Below are 19,435 nucleotides of genomic sequence, written 5' to 3'. Positions count from 1 at the left end.
CCGGGCCTGCGGCATGCCCACCATCCAACAGCAGCCCCACGACCTCCGGCACGGGCGTTCACCCAGCTCAGCCGCCCCGAACCGAAACACGGAGGCTAGTGTCCTGAGTCGTCAATTCGTGTGCAGTATGCGGCGAGGGTGTCGAGCATGTCGTCGGCGGTCTTTGTCCAGACGAACGGCTTGGGGTTCTTGTTCCACTCGTTGGTCCAGCTGCGGATGTCCCGTTCGAGTTCGGTGACGCTGCGGTGGGTCGAACGGCGGAGTTTGCGGGAGGTCAGCTCGGCGAATCAGCGCTCGACGAGGTTGAGCCAGGACGCCGAGGTGGGGGTGAAGTGCAGGTGGAAGCGGGGGTGACGCAGCAGCCACTTCTTGACCGGCTCGGTCTTGTGGGTGGCGTAGTTGTCCCGGAACTCCTCTCTACGACGCATCTGACCTGCGCAAACGAACCCGTCCAAAGATCATCTTGCACAGTCGTTGCACAAGCCGAACAGTGCAGGAGTCACGCGGCCATGGTGTCGGCGCTCCGGACCACGATGCGAATCCTGGAAGCGGCTCTCACGATCCGGTGCACGTGTTTACGCTGGGTAAGGCGGGATCGGCGTGTCCGGGCAGGTCCGCGAGTGTGCACAGGTCCACCCCACCGTTGATCACGACGCGTACAGGTGAGGGGCGTGCATTATCAAGTCGCGGAACGTCTCCCAGCGCCGTCCCTTCGCGCTGGGGTCAAGGGGCTTGATGAGGCCGGCCGCTGCCAGAGCGGGCTTCCAGCGGTAGGAGTGCACCAATTCGACTGAATGGCGGTCTTCTCTCGAGAACCTGGGGGACAGCGGTTGGTGACGCTTCTGCGCTCGCCGGTGCCGAGGAGCAGTGGCCCTGCCGGTGGTGTTGTTCGCCCTGGACAACACCACCGGCATGAGTTCTTCGCGGACGTCTTGAGTGCTTGCTGGGCGGTGCGACGCCACCGAGCAGCACGCCTACACCGTGTCTGCGCGCACTTCACCCACGGCCGGCCGCGTTACCGCGCCGGACGTGAGGCGCCCAGCGTGTAGAGCCGATCCCGTACCAGATGTCGATCGGCCGACTATCGACTTCGTCTTGCATGAACGCGGGAGGTCCGCAGAGCCTTCAGGAGAGTGACTGGAAGGGCAGGGACCAGTACGTGCATCGATGGGTGAGACCTGATTTCTGGCTGGGTGATGCGGAGATGTCACCGGAGGCCGAGGCCCGGAACGCCTATCTCTGGCCTTGGCAGCCGAAATCGGCGGTGCGCGGCTACCTGACCGTCGATGACCGGCGCGAGTACGCGGCTGAGATCGGGGCACTCGTGTCCACCGGCGCAGCAGAACAGTCCTTCCTGCGTTACCGGGAAGGGCGGTTGCTGCTCGTCGGAGTCGGATCCGCGCTGTCGGCCCTGCTCAGGGGCGCTCTTCGGACCGGCTGTCGCGACATCCGCATAGGCCACCCGGACCCGTCGGACGCACGTGGCATCGCCGCCATTTCGGAGATCGTCGAGGAGTCTCGCCGGGACGGCGGGCAGCGAGTCCGCCCGCAGGAGGACGGTGGGACGTTAGCCCCCGCAGACATCGTGTTGCAGGTATCCGGTTTGATCGCCGAACTCATAGCGACGGCCGACCGGTGCGCCGAGGAAGGAGTGCTGCTCGGGCAGGTCCTGACGGACGGCGAAGAGATGTGGACCGGTCCGATCGGGCCTGCCGACCGCACGGGCGCCGCTTCCGGCTGGCGCCGGCTCCGAGGCACCTCGGCAGCCGGGCCGGAACCGGCCGATCTCAGGGATCCGCTGCCGGAGATCGTGAGCCTCCAGTTGCTCCGTGCGTGGTTCCGAAGTGTCACGGAGCATTCCGGGACGCGCGGTAGCCCCTACCTGGTGCGAACCGATCTGCGGACGTGGACGACGAGTCGTCACCCTTACACGCCACTTCTCGCCATGTCCGCCACGAGGACGGTCGGAAAGGCCGAAGCCCAGGCGGCCTTCCTGGGTCGGCTGGGTGGCGAGGGCGCCGACGTCGGGCGGTTGCTGGCGAGGGCCGCAGCGGTGGACCCGCGGACCGGGCCGGTGCGCGTGGTGGGTGCCAGAGCGGTTGGCGAAGGGCCGTACTCCCACTGGGAGTGCGAGATGGCCGTGGCCGATCCGGTGGGGGCGCGGCCTGCCGGAACGCCCGGCCTCACCGTGACAGGGCAGGGCGGGGATCGCGAGGCGGCACACCTGGCGGCGCTTCTCACCGCTCTCGCCTCCTACGCGGCCCTCGCCGCCGGCGCCGTCGCTGTGGGGGTCCCAGGCCCCTGGGGCCTGGATCTCGTCACCGGAGGTCTGCGGCGGCTTCCAGTACGGGTTGCGTATCCCGTTTCCTCCTTGGCCCCCGGTTCGCCGTTCCGTCCCCCGGTGGGAGCGGCGGCCGGGTTGATGTGGGTGGACGCGTTGGAAGCCGGTTTGGCCCAGCATTGTGATGACCTGCTGAAGCGGAAGCTGGCCGAGCCCGGTACGCGCGTCCCCCGGCTCGTCCTTCCGATCCATGAGGCGGCAGAGGTCGCTGGCCTCACCGATGTCCTGGGATCGCTCCATCTGCTGGGCGACCCTGTCGCCCACGACCTTTCCGCATTGCTGGGCGTTCCGGCCTGTGCGATCAGGCTCGGCGACGATACGGTCCTGGCTACCGGCACCACCCCGGCACAGGCCGTGCGGAGCGCGGCCCAGCGCCTCTTGGCGGCCCGCCGGACCCTGGCCGGGACCGTACCCGAGATCAGGCCGGAGCAGGAGGAACCGGCCCCTTTGTTCCCCGGCGCCCGCGTGACGGCGGGCCGGGCGCGGTTCGTCGAGGCTCTGCATGCTTCGGGCAGAACCCCCGTCGCGGTGCTGCTGGATCACGATCCGCAAGCCGTCGAAATCCTCCCGTATGTCGTCCAGGTGGTGCTGGTGGAGGCCTGACATGCGAGCTCCGCCTGGTGCCTTTTTGGCCACTCTTCGTGGCCGAGTATGTGGATCACGTGTAAGGGGCGTCCCTGTAAGGTGCCATGTGATCTCAGGGGGGGATTGCGTGGGGATTCTGGGGTTGGTGTGGGGAGACATCGAGTTCAGCGTGCTCGGAGCAGTGCGCGTACACCGTGGCGGGACTGCTGTGGCTGTGGGGCCCCCACAGCAGCAGGCCCTGCTCGTGGCGCTGGCTCTGCGGGCCGACCGGGTGGTCGCGACGCATGAACTCATCGCTTCCGTCTGGGGGGAAGAAGCGCCCGACTCAGCCCTTGCGAGCCTGCGCACCTACGTCTGGCGGCTGCGGCACGCGCTGGAAGAACGCGATTCCCCGCCCAGGCTGCTGGTCTCGCAGCGCGACGGCTACCGTCTGGCGATCCCGCCGCTCGCCGTTGACGTCCACCGGGCCGAGAGGCTGGCGGCGGAGGCCTCGCGGGCGCGCGAGGAAGGCGCCGAGGACGAGTGCGGTCGGCTGCTGACCGAGGCTGTGCAGCTCTGGCGGGGTGCCCCGCTGGCCGGGGTCCCGGGGCCGTTCGCGGAGCAGTACCGCGTCAGGTGCGAGGAGTTGCGGCTGGGCCTGCTGGAGGAGCTCTTTGAGTGCGACCTGCGTGCCGACCGGTATGCGTCACTCATACCGGATCTGACGGACTACACCCACGAACAGCCGCTGCGGGAGAGACCGTACGGCTTTCTGATGCGAGCCCTGGTGGCCCGAGGGCGCCAGGCAGACGCTCTCGCTGTTTTCACTCGGGCCCGTCAGGTCCTCTCCACGGAGCTGGGCATTTCCCCCGGTGCTGAGCTGGCGACGCTGCACCAGAGGGTCCTCGACGGCGATCCCCTGCTGCATCCGGTGCTGCGGGAGCGCGCCGCGGTCGGGCGGGACCCGAGTGAACAGGTGCCCGTACACGAGGAACCCAAACCGTCCCCGGCCGGCGATCCGGCTCCCCTGGTTGGGCGCCCCGCCCAACTGCTCTCGGACACATCCGACTTCATAGGGCGCGCCGAGCATGTGGAGGACCTGTGCCGGGTGCTCGCCGATCCGGCGCGTGCTTCGCTGCCCGTGGCTCTGATCAGTGGAATGGGGGGTATCGGCAAGACCACGCTGGCGCTGCGGGTCGCCCACAGGGTCAAAGAGAACTACCCGGACGGGCAGCTGTACGCCGACCTGCGCGGAAGCGGATTGGACCCCGCCGATCCCGGAACGGTCCTCCGCAGCCTGCTGTGCGCGCTGGGTGTGCCGGTCAACGCCGTTCCCGCCACGACCGAGGACCGCGCACGGCTCTTCCGTACGATGCTCGACGGCCGGCGCATGCTGATCCTGCTGGACGACGCCCGGGACACCGCCCAGGTCAGGCCACTGTTTCCCGGCTCCGCCGGCTGCGGTGTGATCGTCACCAGCCGGGCCCGGGCCGTTGGCATCCCGACGCCTGCCGCGGTGGCCCTGGACGCCTTCGGCACCGCCGAGGCAGTGGGCCTGCTCGCAGCGATCGTCGGTGCCGGGCGCGTCGCCGCCGAACCGGACGCCGTCGTCGAACTGGTCACGGCCTGCGGCCACCTGCCGCTCGCCGTGCGCATCGTGGCCGCCCGTATCGCGGCACGGCCGCACTGGCAGATCGCGACCATGACCCGGCGCCTCACCGACGAGCGGCGCCGGATCGGCGAGCTGCGCGTAGGAGACATGGCGATGGGCGCCGTCTTCGAGCTCGGCTACCACCAGCTGTCCGAGGCCCAGGCACGCGCCTTTCGGCTGCTCGCCCCAGTCGCCCGGCCGGGCATCGGGCTGGAAGCGGCCACCGCGGCGCTCGGCCTCGACGAGTGCGATGCCGAGGATCTGCTGGAGTCGCTGGTGGACGCCGCGATGCTGGAGGCCCCGCAGCCTGGACGGTATCGCTATCACGACCTGGTCCGCGCCTACGCGCTCCAACTCCAGGAGAGCCCGGGTGACTGCAACGCCGAGACCTGTGTCCCCGCTCTGGCCTCGCTCTTGGACCACCTGCTGGCCGGGGCCTGTGCGGCATTCCAGTGCATGGTGCCGGGTGATGCCGCCGAGACGTTCCTCACGGTCACCCCCGGATCCGGACCCGTCTTCGCCGATCTCGCCCAGGCGCGGGCCTGGGTGACGGCCGAGTTCGAGTGCCTCACCAACGCGGTCATGCTGGCCGCCCAGAGCCCCGCCGGTGCCGGCACCCGGACCCTGCGGGTGGCCGCGGACGTGCTCATCGCCTTGACCCCGTTCGGCAAGGACATTCCCTACAAAGAACTCGCCGTAGCCGCGGCGAGGCTGGCCGAAGCCGCCGTGCGGCGCGGTGACGACCACGCCGCGGGCCGGGCCTTTTTCGTGTGTGGCAACGCTGCCCTGCAGAACGCCCAGCTCGAGGAGGCTGCGATGCTCGCCCGCCGTGCGGCGGAGGCCTGCGAACGAGCCGGGGACCTGGTCATTCTCCGGCAGACCCTCAATGATCAAGGGCTGATCGCACAGCTCCTGCAACGGTACGAGGGCGCGGTGCGTTCCTACGACCAGGCTGTCGACCTGGCCCGCCGACTCGGCCAGTTGTCCGGCGAACTGGTGAGCTCGCTGAACGCGGCGCAGGCCAAACTCCATACCGGCCGGGCCGAGGAGGCGTTGCTCGTCTGCGAGGAGGCGCTCGAGGCGTTGCGCGAGGTGGGGGACCAGTACGGCGTCGCCTACGCGCTGTACGTACGGGCTATGGCCCTCCATGAGTCGGAGCGGTACGCCGAGGCCGTGTCGGGCTACCTGCGATGCGTGGAGGTGTGCCAGGCATGGCAGATCCCCGGGCAGGAGGCTCGGGCCCGGTTCCGGCTCGCGGAGACGCTGCGGGTGATGGGCCGGTACGACGAGGCGCTTCGGGAGGCGGGCCGCGCCCTGGAGATCAGCGAACTGCGCGGGGCCGAACGTGACCAGGGGTTGTCCTTGCTTGTCCTCGGGCGGGTGCTGGCCGATCAAGGAGAGGGGGAGGCGGCTCTCGTCCGGGGGCAACAGGCGTACACGTTGTTCACCCGGCTGGGGCTGCCCGACGCCGACCAGGCGGCGACCCTGATCGCCTCAGTCGACGCGATGGCGTGAAGGAGCTCGTATACACGCGCTCTGTGAATGCGCTCTTCCGCAGCTCAGAGCGCATATGCAGTGCCTATCGAACGTAGATTGGAGCTTGGAATTGTCGTACTCGACAGCATGTTCGACGAGTGAACGGCAGATCTTACGATGCGCATCATCAAGGCCCTTGTCCTGTGCCCCGCCGTCGCCGGCGTCGCGGTGTTCGCCCTCCCTCTGATGGCCTCGGCCCCGCAGCCCGCGCCTGCCCCCGTCTCCGTGCACGTCCTGGCCGACGGTATCGACAGCGAGCAGCCGTCCGCAGCCGTGCTGCTCGAGTGGAACAGCAGGGGCTGAATGGGCCGGGGTGGGCCGCCAAGGGCGGTTCTGACGGCCCGGCACAAGGGAACAGGCTTCAAACCAGGGGGGGCTTCATGACGGGTGGTCATTCAACGGCACTGCGGCAGCCGGACGTGGCGGAGATCGTCCGCAGCGCGCGGACGCGGAGCGGGGTGAGTCAGCGCGACCTAGCCGAGAGATCTGGCATCGGCCTGCGCACGCTCCGCGAGATCGAGCGGGGGCGGGTGGCCGCTCCGAGAGCCGGCTCCCTGCACAGACTGGCCAAGGCGCTGCACGATCCGGTGATGCTCGCGCAGGTGGCCGGGATGGCCGACGGTGAGGGCCCCGTGTACCAGGCGGGTGACCCGTTGGTCCTCCGGATCCTGGGTCGGTTCTCGGCCTCCCGCGGTGAGACGGCCGTAGCGGCGGGTACGCCGAAACAGCAGTGTCTCCTGGGCCTGTTGGCGCTCCAGGTCAACGCGGTGGTCGAACGGGACGAGATCGTCGAGACGTTGTGGGGCGTTGAACCACCCGACTCCTTCGGGCAGTTGATTCACACCTATGTCTCACGCATCCGGCTGCTGCTGGAGGCGCACCAGGCCCCGGACGGGGGCCGGATGGCCGTCATGCGGCGCGGCGCCGCCTACGAACTCCAGGTGGAAGACGACAGTGGGGTTGACATCATGGAGTTCGGGCGCCTCACGCGCGAGGCGGACCGCGCCCGCGCCGGCAACGACCTCGTGGCCGAACGTGCATTCCTGGACGACTCACTGCGGTTGTGGCGGGGGCGGCTGCTGGAAGGGATGCCGGAGGCTCTCCAGGAGCACCCGGTTGCCGCCGAGTGGTCACGGCGGCGAGTCGCCGCTGCCCTCCGGTTCGCGGATCTCACGCTCGCGCGCGAGCAGTGCGAGGAGGCGCTGGTCCAGTTGGGCCCCCTCGCGCGGCACGAGCCGCTGCACGAAGGGCTGCACGCCCGCCTCGTCATCGCGCTCGCCGGTTCCGGCCGGCGGGCGGAAGCGCTCGAGCTCTTTGCCGCGCTCGATCGGCGGTTGCGCGAGGAGAGTGGCATCGGCCCCGGGGTGGAACTGCGCGCTGCCCAGATGGCCGTGCTGCGGGGGGATGTGTCCGAGGGCGGAGCGCCTGCCGTACGGCCCACGACCGCCTGTGCCGACGGTGTGCGGCCGGCCGGATTCCCTCAGAGCGTCGGGGACTTCGTCGGCAGGGTCGAGCACCATCGGATCCAGCGATACCTGACCGGGCAGGGGTCGCAGGACGTGTTCGGCGCCGTGCCGATCGCCGCGTTGTACGGGCCCGCCGGGGTCGGCAAGACCGTCCTGACCACCCACGTTGCGGCCTCCGTCGCCCGGCACTTCCCCGACGGCATGCTATACGCGAGGATGCGTACGGGCAGCATGCCGGAGATCCGTGACCTGTTGCACGACTTCCTGGGGGCGTTGGGCGTACCGGCCGGGGGGCTGCCCGCCGGTCTGAATGAGGCTGTGGCCATGTACCAGAAGCTGGTGGCGGGTCGCAGGATCCTGGTGGTCATCGACGCCGCGGCCGGGGAGCGGGCTGTCCGGCCGATGCTGCCGCCGGGCCCGGGTAGCGCCGTGCTGCTCAACAACCGTGCGCCGCTCTCCGGGCTGGAGGGGGCACAGCACTTCAGGGTGGAGCCGTTCACCGCGGATCAGGCGGTGTTACTGCTCAGCCGAATCGCGGGCGAGTCCCGGGTGCTCTGCGAACGGGGGGCCGCCGAGGCACTCGCGGAACTGTGCGGCGGAATTCCGCTGGCCGTACGGATCCTGGGGATGCGCCTGGCGGCGCGGCCGCACTGGACGCTGGAGCAGCTGGCGAAGCGGCTGGCCGACGAGAACCGGAGGCTGGACGAGCTGGTGGTCGGTGACCTCGCGATCCGCGACGGGCTGCGGTCGGGTCATGACGGCCTCGGGCCAGCCCTGCGGGAGACGCTGCGTGTTCTGGCACGAGGTGCCGTCCGGGCGTTCACGGCGCGTGAGGCGGCCGTGGTCCTGCGCCGCGGGGCATGGGAGGCCGAGGAGCAGCTGGAGCAGCTGGTCGACCGGCAACTGCTGGAACCTCCAGCGGAGGCCGGTGACGGATACGTGTTCCTGCCGCTCACACGGCTCCACGCCCGGGAGCCGTGAACGACGGAAGGCGACGGCAGATGATTTCGCCGTCCCCTCCCGCTGTATCCAGCGGCCTCCCGGAGTTGCTGCTCGGTTGCCTGCCCGCGCTCACGCGTCGCGCTTGCGGAGCACGAGCCAGCCGCCCACCGCCCCCGCGGCCGCCCAGAGCGCCAGGATCAGCAGGCCGGTAACCGGGCTGTACGGAGCGGCCGGGTCGAGGTTGACCCGCAGGGCGTACTGGCCGGCGCGGTCCGGCAGGTACCAGGCCAGTTCGCGTAGGCCCGGGATCTCGGCCAGGACGGGGGAGACGAGGAAGAGCACCGGCACCAGGAGGCCCATGGAGAGCATCTGGCTGCGGAGCATCGCGGTGATGCCCATGCACATGATGGCCAGGAGCGGAAAGTAGAGGGCGCCGGAGACGACCGCGCGGATGGTTCCGTCGTCACCGAACGCGACACCGTGTTCGCCCAGCAGGCTCTGCGAGGCGAAGAAGGTGCCGCCCGAGGCGGCCGCTCCCGCCACGAGGGCCAGGGTCGCCGCGGTGGTCAGCTTGGCGCCGTAGAAGAGACCGCGCTGCGGCACGGTGGCCAGGGATGTGCGGATGGCACCGGTGTTGTACTCGTTGCCCACCACCAGGACCGCGAAGGCGATCACGACGACATGAGCGAAGAAGAGACCGTAGTAGCCGAGCTGGACCGGGTCGAAGCTCTCGGCGCCGGACTCGGCGGCGCCGACCGAGCCGGATACGCCGATGCCGATGCCGATGAGGAGGAGGACGGACAGGGGCAGGGCCCAGGCGACCGAACGAACCGAGCGGATCTTCGTCCACTCCGAGTAGAGAACTGCGTTGACGGACATGTTCAGGCCACCTCTCCCAGGGGTCGTGCCGCGTATTCCACCGAGTCGGCGGTCATGCGCATGAAAGCGTCTTCCAATGAGTCCTCGACCTGCGACAACTCCAGGACAGGGGTTCCTTCGTGAGCGGCGATCCGGCCGACCTCGTCGGCTCCTACCGCATACACCTCCAGGCTGTGGCCGGCGACAGACTCCACGCGGAGGCCCTCGCGTACCAGGGCCGCCTGCAGCCGCGCCGGCTCGGTGGACCTCACCCGTACCCGGCTGCGTCCGTGCTCTTCGGCGAACTTGGTCATGGAGACGTCGGCCAGCAGGCTGCCCTTGCCGATGATGATCAGGCGGTCGGCGAGCAGGGCCATCTCGGTCATCAGGTGGCTGGAGATGAACACCGCCCGGCCCTGGGCCGTCAGGTCCTTCAGGAAGTGCCGCAGCCATCGGATGCCCTCGGGGTCGAGGCCGTTCACCGGCTCGTCCAGGATCAGCACCTGCGGGTCGCCGAGCAGCGCTGCGGCGATGCCGAGACGCTGACGCATGCCCAGGGAGAAACCGCCGATGCGCCGCTTGGCCGTGGACGTCATGCCGACCTGCTCCAGCACCTCCTCGACCCGAGAGTCGGGGATGCGGTTGGCGCGGGCGATGCAGAGCAGGTGATCGCGAGCGGTCCGGCCGGGGTGGACGGCTCCCGCGTCCAGAAGGGCACCGACGTGCCGCAGCGGTTCGCCCAGGTCTTCGTAGGCCCGGCCCGCGATGAGCACCCGGCCTTCGGTTGGTCGGTCGAGACCGAGCATCATCCGCATGGTCGTCGACTTTCCGGCACCGTTGGGGCCGAGGAAACCGGTGACCACTCCGGCCTGCACCTGGAAGGTCAGACCGTTCACGACGGTCTTGTCACCGTAGGTCTTGACCAGACCTGTCACCTCGATGGCGGGTCCGGCTCCCGTATTGTTCGTGGATTCCTTGTCGCTCTTCATGTACCTGAGTCAATCGTTTCACCGCGCGCAGCGGATCCCCCGGGGGCGGGAATCTCCTCCCTCCGGGGAGGGAGGAACCCGAGATGGCTGTCAGGCCACCGTTGACCACGCATTTCTCCGTCCTGGCCAAGGAGCGCACCTACACCCGTGGCCTGCATCTGCTCATGGGCGCGGCCGTGGGACCGGTGTGCGTGCTGATCTATCCCGGCTTCTCGCCGTCTCTCCCACGGACTCTCATCGCCTCGGCGCTGGTCCCCCTGCCTGTCCTGCTGCTCCTGGGGATGCTGCCGGGTGTGCGGCGCGCGGAGGGGATCCAGGCCCGGCAACTGCTCGCGCCGACGGACGAAAACGAGATCAGCCTGGCCGGGGCCAAGGGTTTCGCCGCACGCTGGCGCACCAGTGTGTGGCTCGTCGTGCGGGTGTGGTGGGGGCTTCTCGTCGTGAGCGTTCTTGCCCAGCTGCTGTCGGTGACCGGGGCCGTGGCGACCGTACCCGCGGCCGAGCGGACCCGCCGGGTCCTGGGACTCGACATCCCGGGGGGGCGCGAGTACATCTGGTACCTGGTGCTCGTCCCGCCCCTGGTGTTGCTCCTCGGCGCCGTCCTCGTCGGCGCCGGGAAGATGCAACTCGAGTTCGCCAAAAGGTTGCTGGGGCCGTCCGCCGCGGAACGGCTCGCGGAGGCGGAGCGCCGGGCGGACGACCTGCTGGCGCGCAACCGGCTCGCCGGCGAACTGCACGACTCCATCGGGCACGCCCTTACGGCGACCGTCCTCCAGGCCAGCGCCGCCCGCGAACTGATCGATGTGGACAAGGACTTCGCGGTCCGCGCGCTGACCGCCATCGAGGAGGCCGGCCGGCGCGCCCTGGAGGACCTGGAGCGCACGCTGGGCTATCTGAAGGAGCAGGAGGAGGGCGGCACGGCCCATACGGCAGCTCCCACGCTGGCGGACATCGGCCCATTGCTGGAGGCGAGCCGGGCGGCAGGGGTGATCGTCACGTGCCGCACGGCTGCGAGCTTCGAGGGGGTGCCGGGCGTGGTCACCCGTGAGGCATACCGCATCCTTCAGGAGTCGCTGACCAACGCCATGAAGCACGCCCCCGGGTCGGCCGTGGACGTGGTTCTGGAGCTAAGGGAGGATCAGTTGGAGCTTTCGGTGGCGAATACGCTGGTGGAGACTGCCGGGCAGACGTCAGGTACGGGGAAGGGCCTGCGCAGCCTGCGGGAGAGATCCGCACTCCTGGGCGGCAGCGCCGCTGCCGGAGCCGAGTCGGGGCGCTGGATTGTCACCGCCTCCCTGCCCCTACGATTGGGATCCTGACATGACCATCTCTGTCCTGCTCGTCGACGACGAAGAGCTCGTGCGGACCGGAATGTCCGCCATCCTCGGCAACAGCGATGGAGTCACCGTCGTTGGTGAGGCGTCCGACGGCTCCGAGGTCGTCGCTAAGGTGCTGGAACTGCGGCCGGACGTGGTGATCATGGATGTCCGGATGCCTCGGGTCGACGGCATCACCGCCACCCGCGAACTGATGGCGACCGTCCCGGATCCGCCGCGCGTCCTGATGATCACCACCTTCGAGCGCGACGACTACGTCTACGAAGCGCTGCGGGAGGGGGCTTCGGGATTTCTGCTCAAGCGCTCCCGACCGGCCGAGATCGTCCAGGCCGTGCACACCGTGGCCACGGGGGACTCGGTGCTCTTTCCCACCGCCATCCGCGGCCTGGTGTCGGGAAGGCTCCGGAGGGCCTCCAAGAGCGCTCTGAGCCACGTGCAGTTCACTGAACGAGAGGCGGGGGTGCTGCGCCTGATGGGGCAGGGGATGTCGAACGCGGAGATCGCGGCGGAGTTGTGTCTGGGGGTGCAGACGGTCAAGACCCACGTCAGCAGCATCCTTGCCAAACTGGGCGCCCGGGACCGCACCCAGGCCGTGGTGATCGCGTACGAGTCGGGCTTCCTGGAGGTTCGGTGAGACGGCCGGGAGGCGGTCAGCCGACGAGGTCTCTGAGCCGGCCGACGACCGAGGCCTCGCTCTCACCGTCCAGGGACACCGGTACGACCTGGAGGTGGGTGACCCCGGCCTCGCGGTAGGCGGCGACGCGGTCCCTCACATAGCTTTTTGTGCCGCAGATCGTGGTGGCCTCCAGCAGCGCGGGAGGGACGGCGGCGGCCGCCGCGGCCCTGTCTCCCGACAGGAAGAGCCGCTGGATCGTCTCGGCCTCCCTGACGTAGCCGTACCTGCTGACCAGGTTGTAGTAGTAGTTGTGGCCGGGCGCGCCCATGCCGCCGATGAACAGAGCGAGCTGGTCGCGCGCCAGGTCCCGGGCCCGGGCGGCGTCCGGGCCGATGGCGAGAAGACCGCCGGCGGAGATCTGCAGCCGGCCCAGCCGCGGGTCACGGGCGGCCGCGCCCTTCCGGAGCGCCTCGCCCCAGGAGCGGCGGGACCACTCCGGGGCGAAGAACATCGGCAGCCAGCCGTCGGCGTGCTCCGCGACCATTCGGACGTTCTTCGGCCCCAGTGCGGCGATCCAGACGGGAACGGAGGGGCGGACGGGCGGCGTGAGCAGCTTCATGGGAACGCCCAGGCCGCTTCCCTCGCCCTCGGGCAGGGGAAGCCGCATCGTGCGGCCGCTGTACTCGACGGCCTTGTCCCGCTGCCAGAAGGCGCGCATCACCTCGACGGTCTCGCGGGTACGGGTGACCGGGGCGCGGTACGGAACGCCGTGGACTCCCTCGACGACCTGCGGCCCGGAGGAGCCGAGTCCCAGGTGGCAGCGGCCACCCGACAGCGCGTCGACGCCTGCCGCGGTCATGGCGAGCAGCGCGGGGGTGCGGCTGAAGACCGAGAGGATGCCGGAGCCTATGCCTATCCGCTCGGTACGGGCGGCGAGGTAGCCCATGAAGCTGGGCGCGTCGTAGCCGTACGCCTCGGGAACCCAGATCAGGTCGAGGCCGGCCCGTTCGAGTTCGGAGACCTGGCCGGCCGCGGCGACGATGTCAGAGTCGTACCTGAGCTGCATGGAGATCTGCATGACGGGTGCGCTCCGTTGTACGGGGGTCAGTGGAGGTAACCGGCGGAGGTGTCGCCGGGGACGTCGAGGCGGCGGAGTGCGGCCTGCGCTATCAGCTCGCGCACCCGGAACTTCTGGACCTTTCCGGATGCCGTCAGGGGCAGGGCTTCGGCCAGATACCACTGGCCGGGGATCCTGTGCGGGGAGAGCCGCTCCCGGCACCGTGCGACGAGGAGGTCCACGTCAGGACCCGCGGGGTGATCGGCCGGGGGCAGCAGCACCGCGGCGACGCTCTCGCCCCACCACTCGTCCGGAACGCCCACGACGACGGCGTCGCGGACGCCCGACAGGGTGCAGAGGAAGTTCTCGACCGGACCCGGGGAGATGTTCTCCCCACCGCGGATGATCACGTCGCTCATGCGGCCCTCGATGCGGACCGCGCCGGTGTCATCCATCGAACCGAGGTCACCGGTGTGGAGCCAGCCGTCCGCGTCGACCTTCTGTGCGGTGGCCTGCGGATCGCCGTAATAGGCGAGAAGCTGCTGGTAGCCGCGGGCGCAGATCTCGCCCGGGACCCCGAGCGGCTGCACGGCGCCGGTCTCCGGGTCGACGACCTTGCAGGCGACGTGCGGCAGCGGCCGTCCGACCGTGCTCGTCTTGTACTCGGCCGTGTCGTCGGGGCGGGTGAGGGTCACCACGGAGGCGAGCTCGGTCTGCCCGTAGAGATTGAAGACCGTGGTGGAGAAGAGCTCCTCGGTTTCCGTGATGAGCTGAGAGCGCACCGGCGCGGCGCCGGTGAGCACGGCGGACAGTTGCACCGGCGCCGCGCCGGAGACCCGCGCCACGCTGTTCAGCGCCGTCAGCACCGTCGGCACGCTGGTCAGCACCGCCTCGGGCGAGTGCTGCAGCTCGGTCAGCAGGACCTTGGGGTCGAAGCGCTCCAGCATGACGAAGGTGCCCTTGCTCCACAGCGGCCCCAAGCAGGAGATGACGCAGCCGGCGGTGTGGAACATGGGGAGCGGGGAGACGACGGTCGCGCCCTCCCGCACACCGAGGCCCTCGAAGGTGAGACGGGCGACGTTGACGACGGACTGGTGGGACAGCAACACGGCCTTGGGGTCACCGGTGGTGCCGGAAGTGAACTGGATCTGCGCGGGCACGGCGGCCTCGGCGATCTGCTCCGCCGACGGCAGGGGCGCCGCCCCGCGCAGCGACTCCCAGTCCGTCATCGGAACGACATGCCGCAGATGGGGCAGGCCGGGCGCGACCGCACGGACCACCTCGGCCATGTCGTAACCTCGGCTGCGGTCCGCGTGGAGCAGCAACTCGGCCTCCGAGGTGCGCAGCGCGTGCGCCAGTTCCTCGGCGCGCAGGGCCGGGTTGAGCGCCACCAGGGTGACGCCGGCGAGCGCCGCGGCGTACTCGGTCATCGGCCACTGCGGGATGTTCGGCGCCCACAGGGCGACCCGGGCGGCCAGACCGACACGCTCACGGATACCTGCGGCGATGCTCTCGGCTTCGGCGAGCAGCTCGGTGTACGTCCAGGTGCGGGGCGCGGAGCCGTCGTCGGGGATCGTCTTCAGGGCGACGGCCCCGGGGCGTTCGGCGGCGACCTCGCGCAGCAGGGAGCCGACGGTGTGCGGGGACAGCGGAAGGGTGGTGTCCGCGGGGCGGAGCGACTGCGTGAGCAGCGGGTCGCCGCTGCTTTCCGGGGTGGACGATGCGGGAAGGACCTGCATGAAGATCTCCTCGGCGTGTACTGCTGGTCTGCCTCGTGATGCTGTAGCCAACCGTGAATCGCCCGACGCCGGATCCCCCGGCGGCTGGAACGAACTCCCTCGCGAGAGGGATTCGCCCGAGGGAGGCAGGTCCCGTACAGGTTCCGTGCAGTCCGCCGACGCGAAGCCTCCTTAGTTTGAGGGCGCTTGTGCCCGCCCTCATCCGGAAGGTGGGCCGGAGAAGGAGCCGTGACGCAGGTGGATGTGACAGCCGGCTGGCCCGGACTCGGCGGAATACGGATCCTCGATCTGTCCCGCCTGTTGCCCGGAGGTTTCGCGACGGTCCTGATGGCCGACCTCGGTGCCGACGTCATCAAGGTGGAGAGCCCCGAAGGGGGCGATTACGGCCGCTTGGTGGACCCCGAGACGTTCGCGGCGCTGAACCGCAACAAGCGGTCGATCGTCCTGGACCTGCGTGAACCGGCCGGACGCGAGACGCTGCTGCGGCTGGTGGAGGGCAGCGACGTGGTCGTGGAGAGCTACCGGCCCGGCGTCCTGGACGGCATGGGCGTCGGCTACGAGCAGCTGCGGGCGGTCAACCCGCGTGTGGTGCTGTGTTCGATCACCGGCTACGGCCAGAGCGGCCCGTACGCATCACGGCCGGGCCACGACCTCAACTTCCTAGCTCTCTCCGGGTTCTTCGCGGTCCCGCACCGTCCGGGTGTGCCCGTCGATCGGGTCGGGGTGCGGGTGGCCGACCTCGCCGGTGCGATGTACGCGGCCCTGTCCACGGTAGTGGCGGTCGGTGCGGCCGCTGCCAGCGGCGAGGGACAGCACCTGGACGTGTCGCTGCACGAGGCGGCCGCCGGCTGGGCCGGACCGCTCGCCCTGCCGCTGCTCGGCCTGGCTGATCCGGCCGACAGCCCACTCGTCACGGGGGACAACGACGTTTTCGTCCTGGCCGACGGGCACAGGATCGCGTTCGCCAGTTTCGAGGACAAGTTCTGGCTGACCTTCCGGAAGGCGTTCGCCGCCGAGTTTCCCGAGCTCGACGACGACACCTACGACCGGCGGGCCGACAGGACCCGGGCCCGGGAGGACGTCAGGGCCCTGCTCGCGAAGGTTTTCGGGAGCAGGGCCCTGGCCTGGTGGACCGCCGCGCTCTCCCCGCTGGACCTTCCCTGGGCCCCGGTTCACGAGACGCCCGGTGCGTTCCTCGCGGACGAACACGTCATCGACCGGGGACTGGTGGGCACCTTGCCGGGGTCGGCGACCGCGCGGGCCCGTCGACAGGTGCGATTCCCCGTACGGTTCGGATCCGGACTCGACTCACTGCGCGGCACCGCCCCTGGGCACGGCGAGCACACCGCGGAGATACTCGCGGAGCTGGCCGGGTGAGCGCCCGCAGCCGGGAGGCCGGATTCTTCGCGGAGACCGCGGAACACCGGGCCCTGCGGGAGGCCGTCGCCGGCTTCGCCCGCGGGCGGGGAGCCGGACAGGGAGGCCCGGACCCGCGTTCCCCGGCGGAACTCTGGTCCGAGGCGGGAAGCCTGGGCTATCTGGGAGTCAACCTTCCCGAGGAATACGGCGGCGGGGGTTGCGGCATCACCGAACTCTCCATCGTCATGGAGGAGCTGGGCGCGGCCGGCAGTCCCCTGCTCATGCTCGTGGTGTCCCCCGCGATCTGCGGGACGGTCATCAGCCGTTTCGGCACCCAGGAGCAGAAGCAACGGCTGTTGCCGGGGCTCGCCGACGGAACCTCCCGGATGGCCTTCGCCATCACGGAACCGGACGCCGGATCCAACTCCCACCGGCTGACCACCACCGCACGCCGGGACGGCGCCGACTGGCTGCTCGGTGGCCGCAAGGTGTTCGTCTCAGGCGTGGACGAGGCCGACGCCACCATGGTGGTCGGCCGGACGGCGGACGCGCGCAGTGGCAAGCTGAAGCCGTGTCTGTTCGTCGTCCCGCGGGACTCCCCCGGATTCGACTTCCGTGAGATCAGAATGGAACTTTCCGCTCCGGAAAGGCAGTTCCAGCTCTTCCTGGACGATGTGCGGCTGCCGGCCGACGCGTTGGTCGGCCACGAGGACGCCGGTCTGCAACAGCTGTTCGCGGGACTGAACCCCGAGCGAATCATGATCGCCGCGTTCGCGGTCGGACTGGGGCGACACGCCCTGGGCAAAGCGGTCGACTACGCCCGTTCCCGGCAGGTGTGGTCGGCCCCGATCGGCGCGCACCAGGCGGTCGCCCACCCGCTGGCGCGGATCCACATCGAGCTCGAACTGGCCCGGCTGATGACGCGCAGGGCCGCCGAGATGGAGCCGTGGTGCGCCGTAAACCATCCGCCAAGGTCGCCACTATCGGGGTGACCCGCACCAAGCTCGCCGTCGAGGAGGAGCTGGAGTGGCTGTTCCGCGAGCAGCCCACCGAGGACTACGGCATTGACGCGCATGCCGAGGTTGTCGACGGCGAGGACGTCCGTGGCCGACTGCTGGCCCTGCAGATCAAGAGCGGGATGAGCTGGTTCCGGGAGGCGGCGCCAGAGGGTTGGTGGTTCCGGCCGGACGGCGAGCACGTGGCCTACTGGCTCAACCACTCGCTGCCGGTGGCCGTGGTGCTGTACCACCCGGAGACGAAGCGCTGCCACTGGCAGTTGGTGAACCGCCAGACGCTCCAGGAGACATCCACTGACGGCTGGAAACTGCTGGTGCCGGAAGCCCAGGTGCTGGATACGAGCGCCCGAAAGACCCTGCGGGAGGCTGCCGAGGGCGATCCGTACGAGCTGCGTATCCGTGAACTGCAGCTGGCCAAGCCGTGGATGGAGCTGCTGGCCAGCGGCAAGCGGCTGGTGGTCGACATGGAGGAGTGGGTCAACAAGGGCTCAGGACGAGGCGACATTGGTCTAGGCATAGACAACGAGGACGGCAAGAAACCCGAGAAACTGGCCAGTTGGGGCGTGTTCCTTGGCCTCGCCAGCTACGCCGAGGTGGTGCCGAAGCTGTTTGCGTGGGCTGACGCCCAGGTGCACCCGGAGACGTACGACGGGACGGAGTACGACCAGTACAGAGCAGACTGCTGTATTTGGGACGATGAGGATGAGGTTTTCGCGGCGGTGCCGTTCGAGGAGTGGAAGCGGGGTCTAGATACAGAACGTATCCGGCCGTACCGCAATGGTGGTGGCGAGGTTGATTTCTACCGACTTGAGCTGACGCTCAACGAGCTGGGCAAGGCGTTCTTGGTGGTGGATAGGTTCGGGATGGAGGGCGGGAGGCTGCTGACGGGGTGAATGGGTCTTTTCCATCTTGATCAGGTGGCGAGTTCGAGAGCGACGACGGCTCGGACGAGGGGCGTTGATCCGGGTGGTGCTGCAGCGAAGTTTTCGCAGGAGCCGCCAGGACTTGAGGATGGCCATGGCGCGTTCGCCGAGGCTGCGGATCTTGGTGTGATCGCGGTTGTGACGTCGTCGCCAGCCGCGCAGGTGCTTGCCCCGGATCGGGACACGGATCGCAGGGTCGGCACATTGGTACGCCTTGTCCGCCCAGCACTTGACGTCGTTTTCGGCGAGGGCGGCGGGAACGCCGTGGACCCGCGCCGCGGTCAGGTCGTGCGTGGCTCCCGGCAAGGCGTCCTGGCGAACCCTGGGCACCTGACCTCGACCGCTCCAAGATCCCCGACAGAATCAAGCTAGTAATGCGTAGGTCAGGCTACGGGTCGCCAGGGACATTTCAGGGACTTTCAGCTCTGTCGGAGGGACATCCGAGGGAGTTTTCGCAGTACAAGCACGGAAGGCTGCGACAGCGCTGAAAGGCTCAGGGCTTCGGGCTCGCGCATCCGCGCAGTCGCTCCGCAGCGCTCCGGCAGGGCACCGGGTCGGCAGTAGAAGAAGAGCCCCTTCGGGGCCGCACACGGTCCTGACCTCGGAGAACGTGTCCGGGCGGGCCCGGTGGCGTGCGCGCCGGGCCCGCGGACGGGCGGTCAGGCGTACGGGTAGAAGCCCGACCCCGTCTTGCGCCCGAGGCGGCCCGCGTCGACCATGCGCTGGAGCAGCGGGGGAGCGGCGTACAGCGGCTCCTTGTACTCGGCGTACAAGAGGACATGAGTGCCGGCTGTGGATGTGGGCGCTATTACGCCTTGTGTCCTTGTGCGCCGCCGTGAGATGGACGGGAGCGTGGCCCCGTCCATCTCCTCTGCTCTCTTCAGCCTCCCGATCGCCACTGAGGCGATTCCGCTCCGGCGCCGGCATTCGCGGGTGGTCGGTTAGCCTGCGCGTTTCATCTGGGGTTGCGTCCGGATCATGATCGGAAAAGCGAAAGTGCCTTCTGAGCTGCAACGATGAGGCTTGTCTAGGGTCTCGATC

General features: G+C 69.4%; 14 protein-coding genes and 2 pseudogenes. 9 read left to right on the top strand and 7 right to left on the bottom strand.

All coding sequences use genetic code 11. The features are described from left to right. Nucleotides 1–95: 95 nt before the first annotated feature. A pseudogene (locus tag IG90_RS43070) lies at nucleotides 96–404 on the bottom strand (transposase); the annotation flags it as partial. Between the two features lie 662 nt (nucleotides 405–1,066). On the opposite strand from IG90_RS43070, the gene IG90_RS0137285 reads away from it, so the two are divergent. The 4 genes from IG90_RS0137285 (at nucleotide 1,067) to IG90_RS40240 (ending at nucleotide 8,539) form a co-directional block, all read left to right on the top strand. Beyond that, nucleotides 1,067–2,944, top strand: coding sequence for a hypothetical protein (locus IG90_RS0137285; RefSeq protein ID WP_157847101.1), 1,878 nt, complete (start codon nucleotides 1,067–1,069; stop codon nucleotides 2,942–2,944). Between the two features lie 196 nt (nucleotides 2,945–3,140). Further along, nucleotides 3,141–6,071: an AfsR/SARP family transcriptional regulator gene (locus IG90_RS0137280; protein WP_233436192.1), complete on the top strand. Its 2,931-nt coding sequence runs from the start codon at nucleotides 3,141–3,143 to the stop codon at nucleotides 6,069–6,071. Between the two features lie 138 nt (nucleotides 6,072–6,209). Continuing rightward, nucleotides 6,210–6,395, top strand: coding sequence for a hypothetical protein (locus tag IG90_RS0137275; RefSeq protein WP_030595169.1), 186 nt, complete (start codon nucleotides 6,210–6,212; stop codon nucleotides 6,393–6,395). A gap of 77 nt (nucleotides 6,396–6,472) precedes the next feature. Further along, nucleotides 6,473–8,539 (top strand): BTAD domain-containing putative transcriptional regulator, encoded by a 2,067-nt coding sequence (locus IG90_RS40240; protein ID WP_051860415.1) that lies wholly within the window; start codon nucleotides 6,473–6,475, stop codon nucleotides 8,537–8,539. A 90-nt stretch (nucleotides 8,540–8,629) separates the two neighbouring features. On the opposite strand, the gene IG90_RS0137265 is transcribed toward IG90_RS40240, so the two are convergent. After that, on the bottom strand, nucleotides 8,630–9,379 hold the full coding sequence (locus IG90_RS0137265) for an ABC transporter permease (RefSeq protein WP_030595134.1): 750 nt from the start codon (nucleotides 9,377–9,379) through the stop codon (nucleotides 8,630–8,632). A 2-nt stretch (nucleotides 9,380–9,381) separates the two neighbouring features. Further along, entirely contained in the window at nucleotides 9,382–10,347 is a 966-nt protein-coding gene (locus IG90_RS0137260; RefSeq protein ID WP_051860414.1) for an ABC transporter ATP-binding protein, read from the bottom strand. Nucleotides 10,348–10,430: 83 nt separating this feature from the next. Here IG90_RS0137260 and IG90_RS0137255 point away from each other — a divergent pair, with 83 nt between their 5' ends. Continuing rightward, nucleotides 10,431–11,666: a sensor histidine kinase gene (locus IG90_RS0137255; protein ID WP_051860413.1), complete on the top strand. Its 1,236-nt coding sequence runs from the start codon at nucleotides 10,431–10,433 to the stop codon at nucleotides 11,664–11,666. 1 nt (nucleotide 11,667) lies between these two features. Continuing rightward, complete coding sequence (locus IG90_RS0137250; protein WP_030595125.1) at nucleotides 11,668–12,318, top strand: response regulator transcription factor; 651 nt, start codon at nucleotides 11,668–11,670, stop codon at nucleotides 12,316–12,318. A 16-nt stretch (nucleotides 12,319–12,334) separates the two neighbouring features. On the opposite strand, the gene IG90_RS0137245 is transcribed toward IG90_RS0137250, so the two are convergent. Both IG90_RS0137245 and IG90_RS0137240 read right to left on the bottom strand, forming a co-directional pair. Beyond that, complete coding sequence (locus IG90_RS0137245; protein WP_030595122.1) at nucleotides 12,335–13,378, bottom strand: LLM class F420-dependent oxidoreductase; 1,044 nt, start codon at nucleotides 13,376–13,378, stop codon at nucleotides 12,335–12,337. A gap of 26 nt (nucleotides 13,379–13,404) precedes the next feature. Further along, nucleotides 13,405–15,096, bottom strand: coding sequence for a class I adenylate-forming enzyme family protein (locus IG90_RS0137240; RefSeq protein ID WP_051860412.1), 1,692 nt, complete (start codon nucleotides 15,094–15,096; stop codon nucleotides 13,405–13,407). A gap of 237 nt (nucleotides 15,097–15,333) precedes the next feature. Between IG90_RS0137240 and IG90_RS0137235 the strand changes: the two genes are divergently transcribed. Genes IG90_RS0137235 through IG90_RS0137225 form a run of 3 tightly spaced genes read left to right on the top strand, consistent with a single transcriptional unit; the run spans nucleotide 15,334 to nucleotide 18,364 of the window. Next, complete coding sequence (locus IG90_RS0137235; RefSeq protein ID WP_209443588.1) at nucleotides 15,334–16,473, top strand: CaiB/BaiF CoA transferase family protein; 1,140 nt, start codon at nucleotides 15,334–15,336, stop codon at nucleotides 16,471–16,473. Then, nucleotides 16,470–17,447, top strand: coding sequence for an acyl-CoA dehydrogenase family protein (locus IG90_RS0137230; RefSeq protein ID WP_078585542.1), 978 nt, complete (start codon nucleotides 16,470–16,472; stop codon nucleotides 17,445–17,447). Before IG90_RS0137235 ends, IG90_RS0137230 begins: the two co-directional genes overlap by 4 nt. Beyond that, nucleotides 17,444–18,364 (top strand): DUF4365 domain-containing protein, encoded by a 921-nt coding sequence (locus IG90_RS0137225; protein ID WP_233436191.1) that lies wholly within the window; start codon nucleotides 17,444–17,446, stop codon nucleotides 18,362–18,364. The genes IG90_RS0137230 and IG90_RS0137225 overlap by 4 nt, the downstream gene beginning before the upstream one ends. A 20-nt stretch (nucleotides 18,365–18,384) precedes the next feature. Here the strand turns inward: IG90_RS0137225 and IG90_RS47260 are convergent. Together IG90_RS47260 and IG90_RS46785 are read right to left on the bottom strand one after the other, a co-directional pair. Continuing rightward, nucleotides 18,385–18,703, bottom strand: a pseudogene (locus IG90_RS47260) (transposase family protein); the annotation flags it as partial. Between the two features lie 350 nt (nucleotides 18,704–19,053). After that, nucleotides 19,054–19,260 (bottom strand): 3-hydroxyacyl-CoA dehydrogenase family protein, encoded by a 207-nt coding sequence (locus IG90_RS46785; RefSeq protein WP_267958713.1) that lies wholly within the window; start codon nucleotides 19,258–19,260, stop codon nucleotides 19,054–19,056. Between the last annotated feature and the right edge of the window lie 175 nt (nucleotides 19,261–19,435).

It is taken from the genome of Streptomyces anulatus (genome assembly GCF_000721175.1).
In the GTDB taxonomy this organism is placed as follows: Bacteria; Actinomycetota; Actinomycetes; order Streptomycetales; family Streptomycetaceae; genus Streptomyces; species Streptomyces anulatus_C.
Note: the sequence above shows the minus strand (reverse complement) of the source record. Positions and strands in the feature narration are given on the sequence as shown.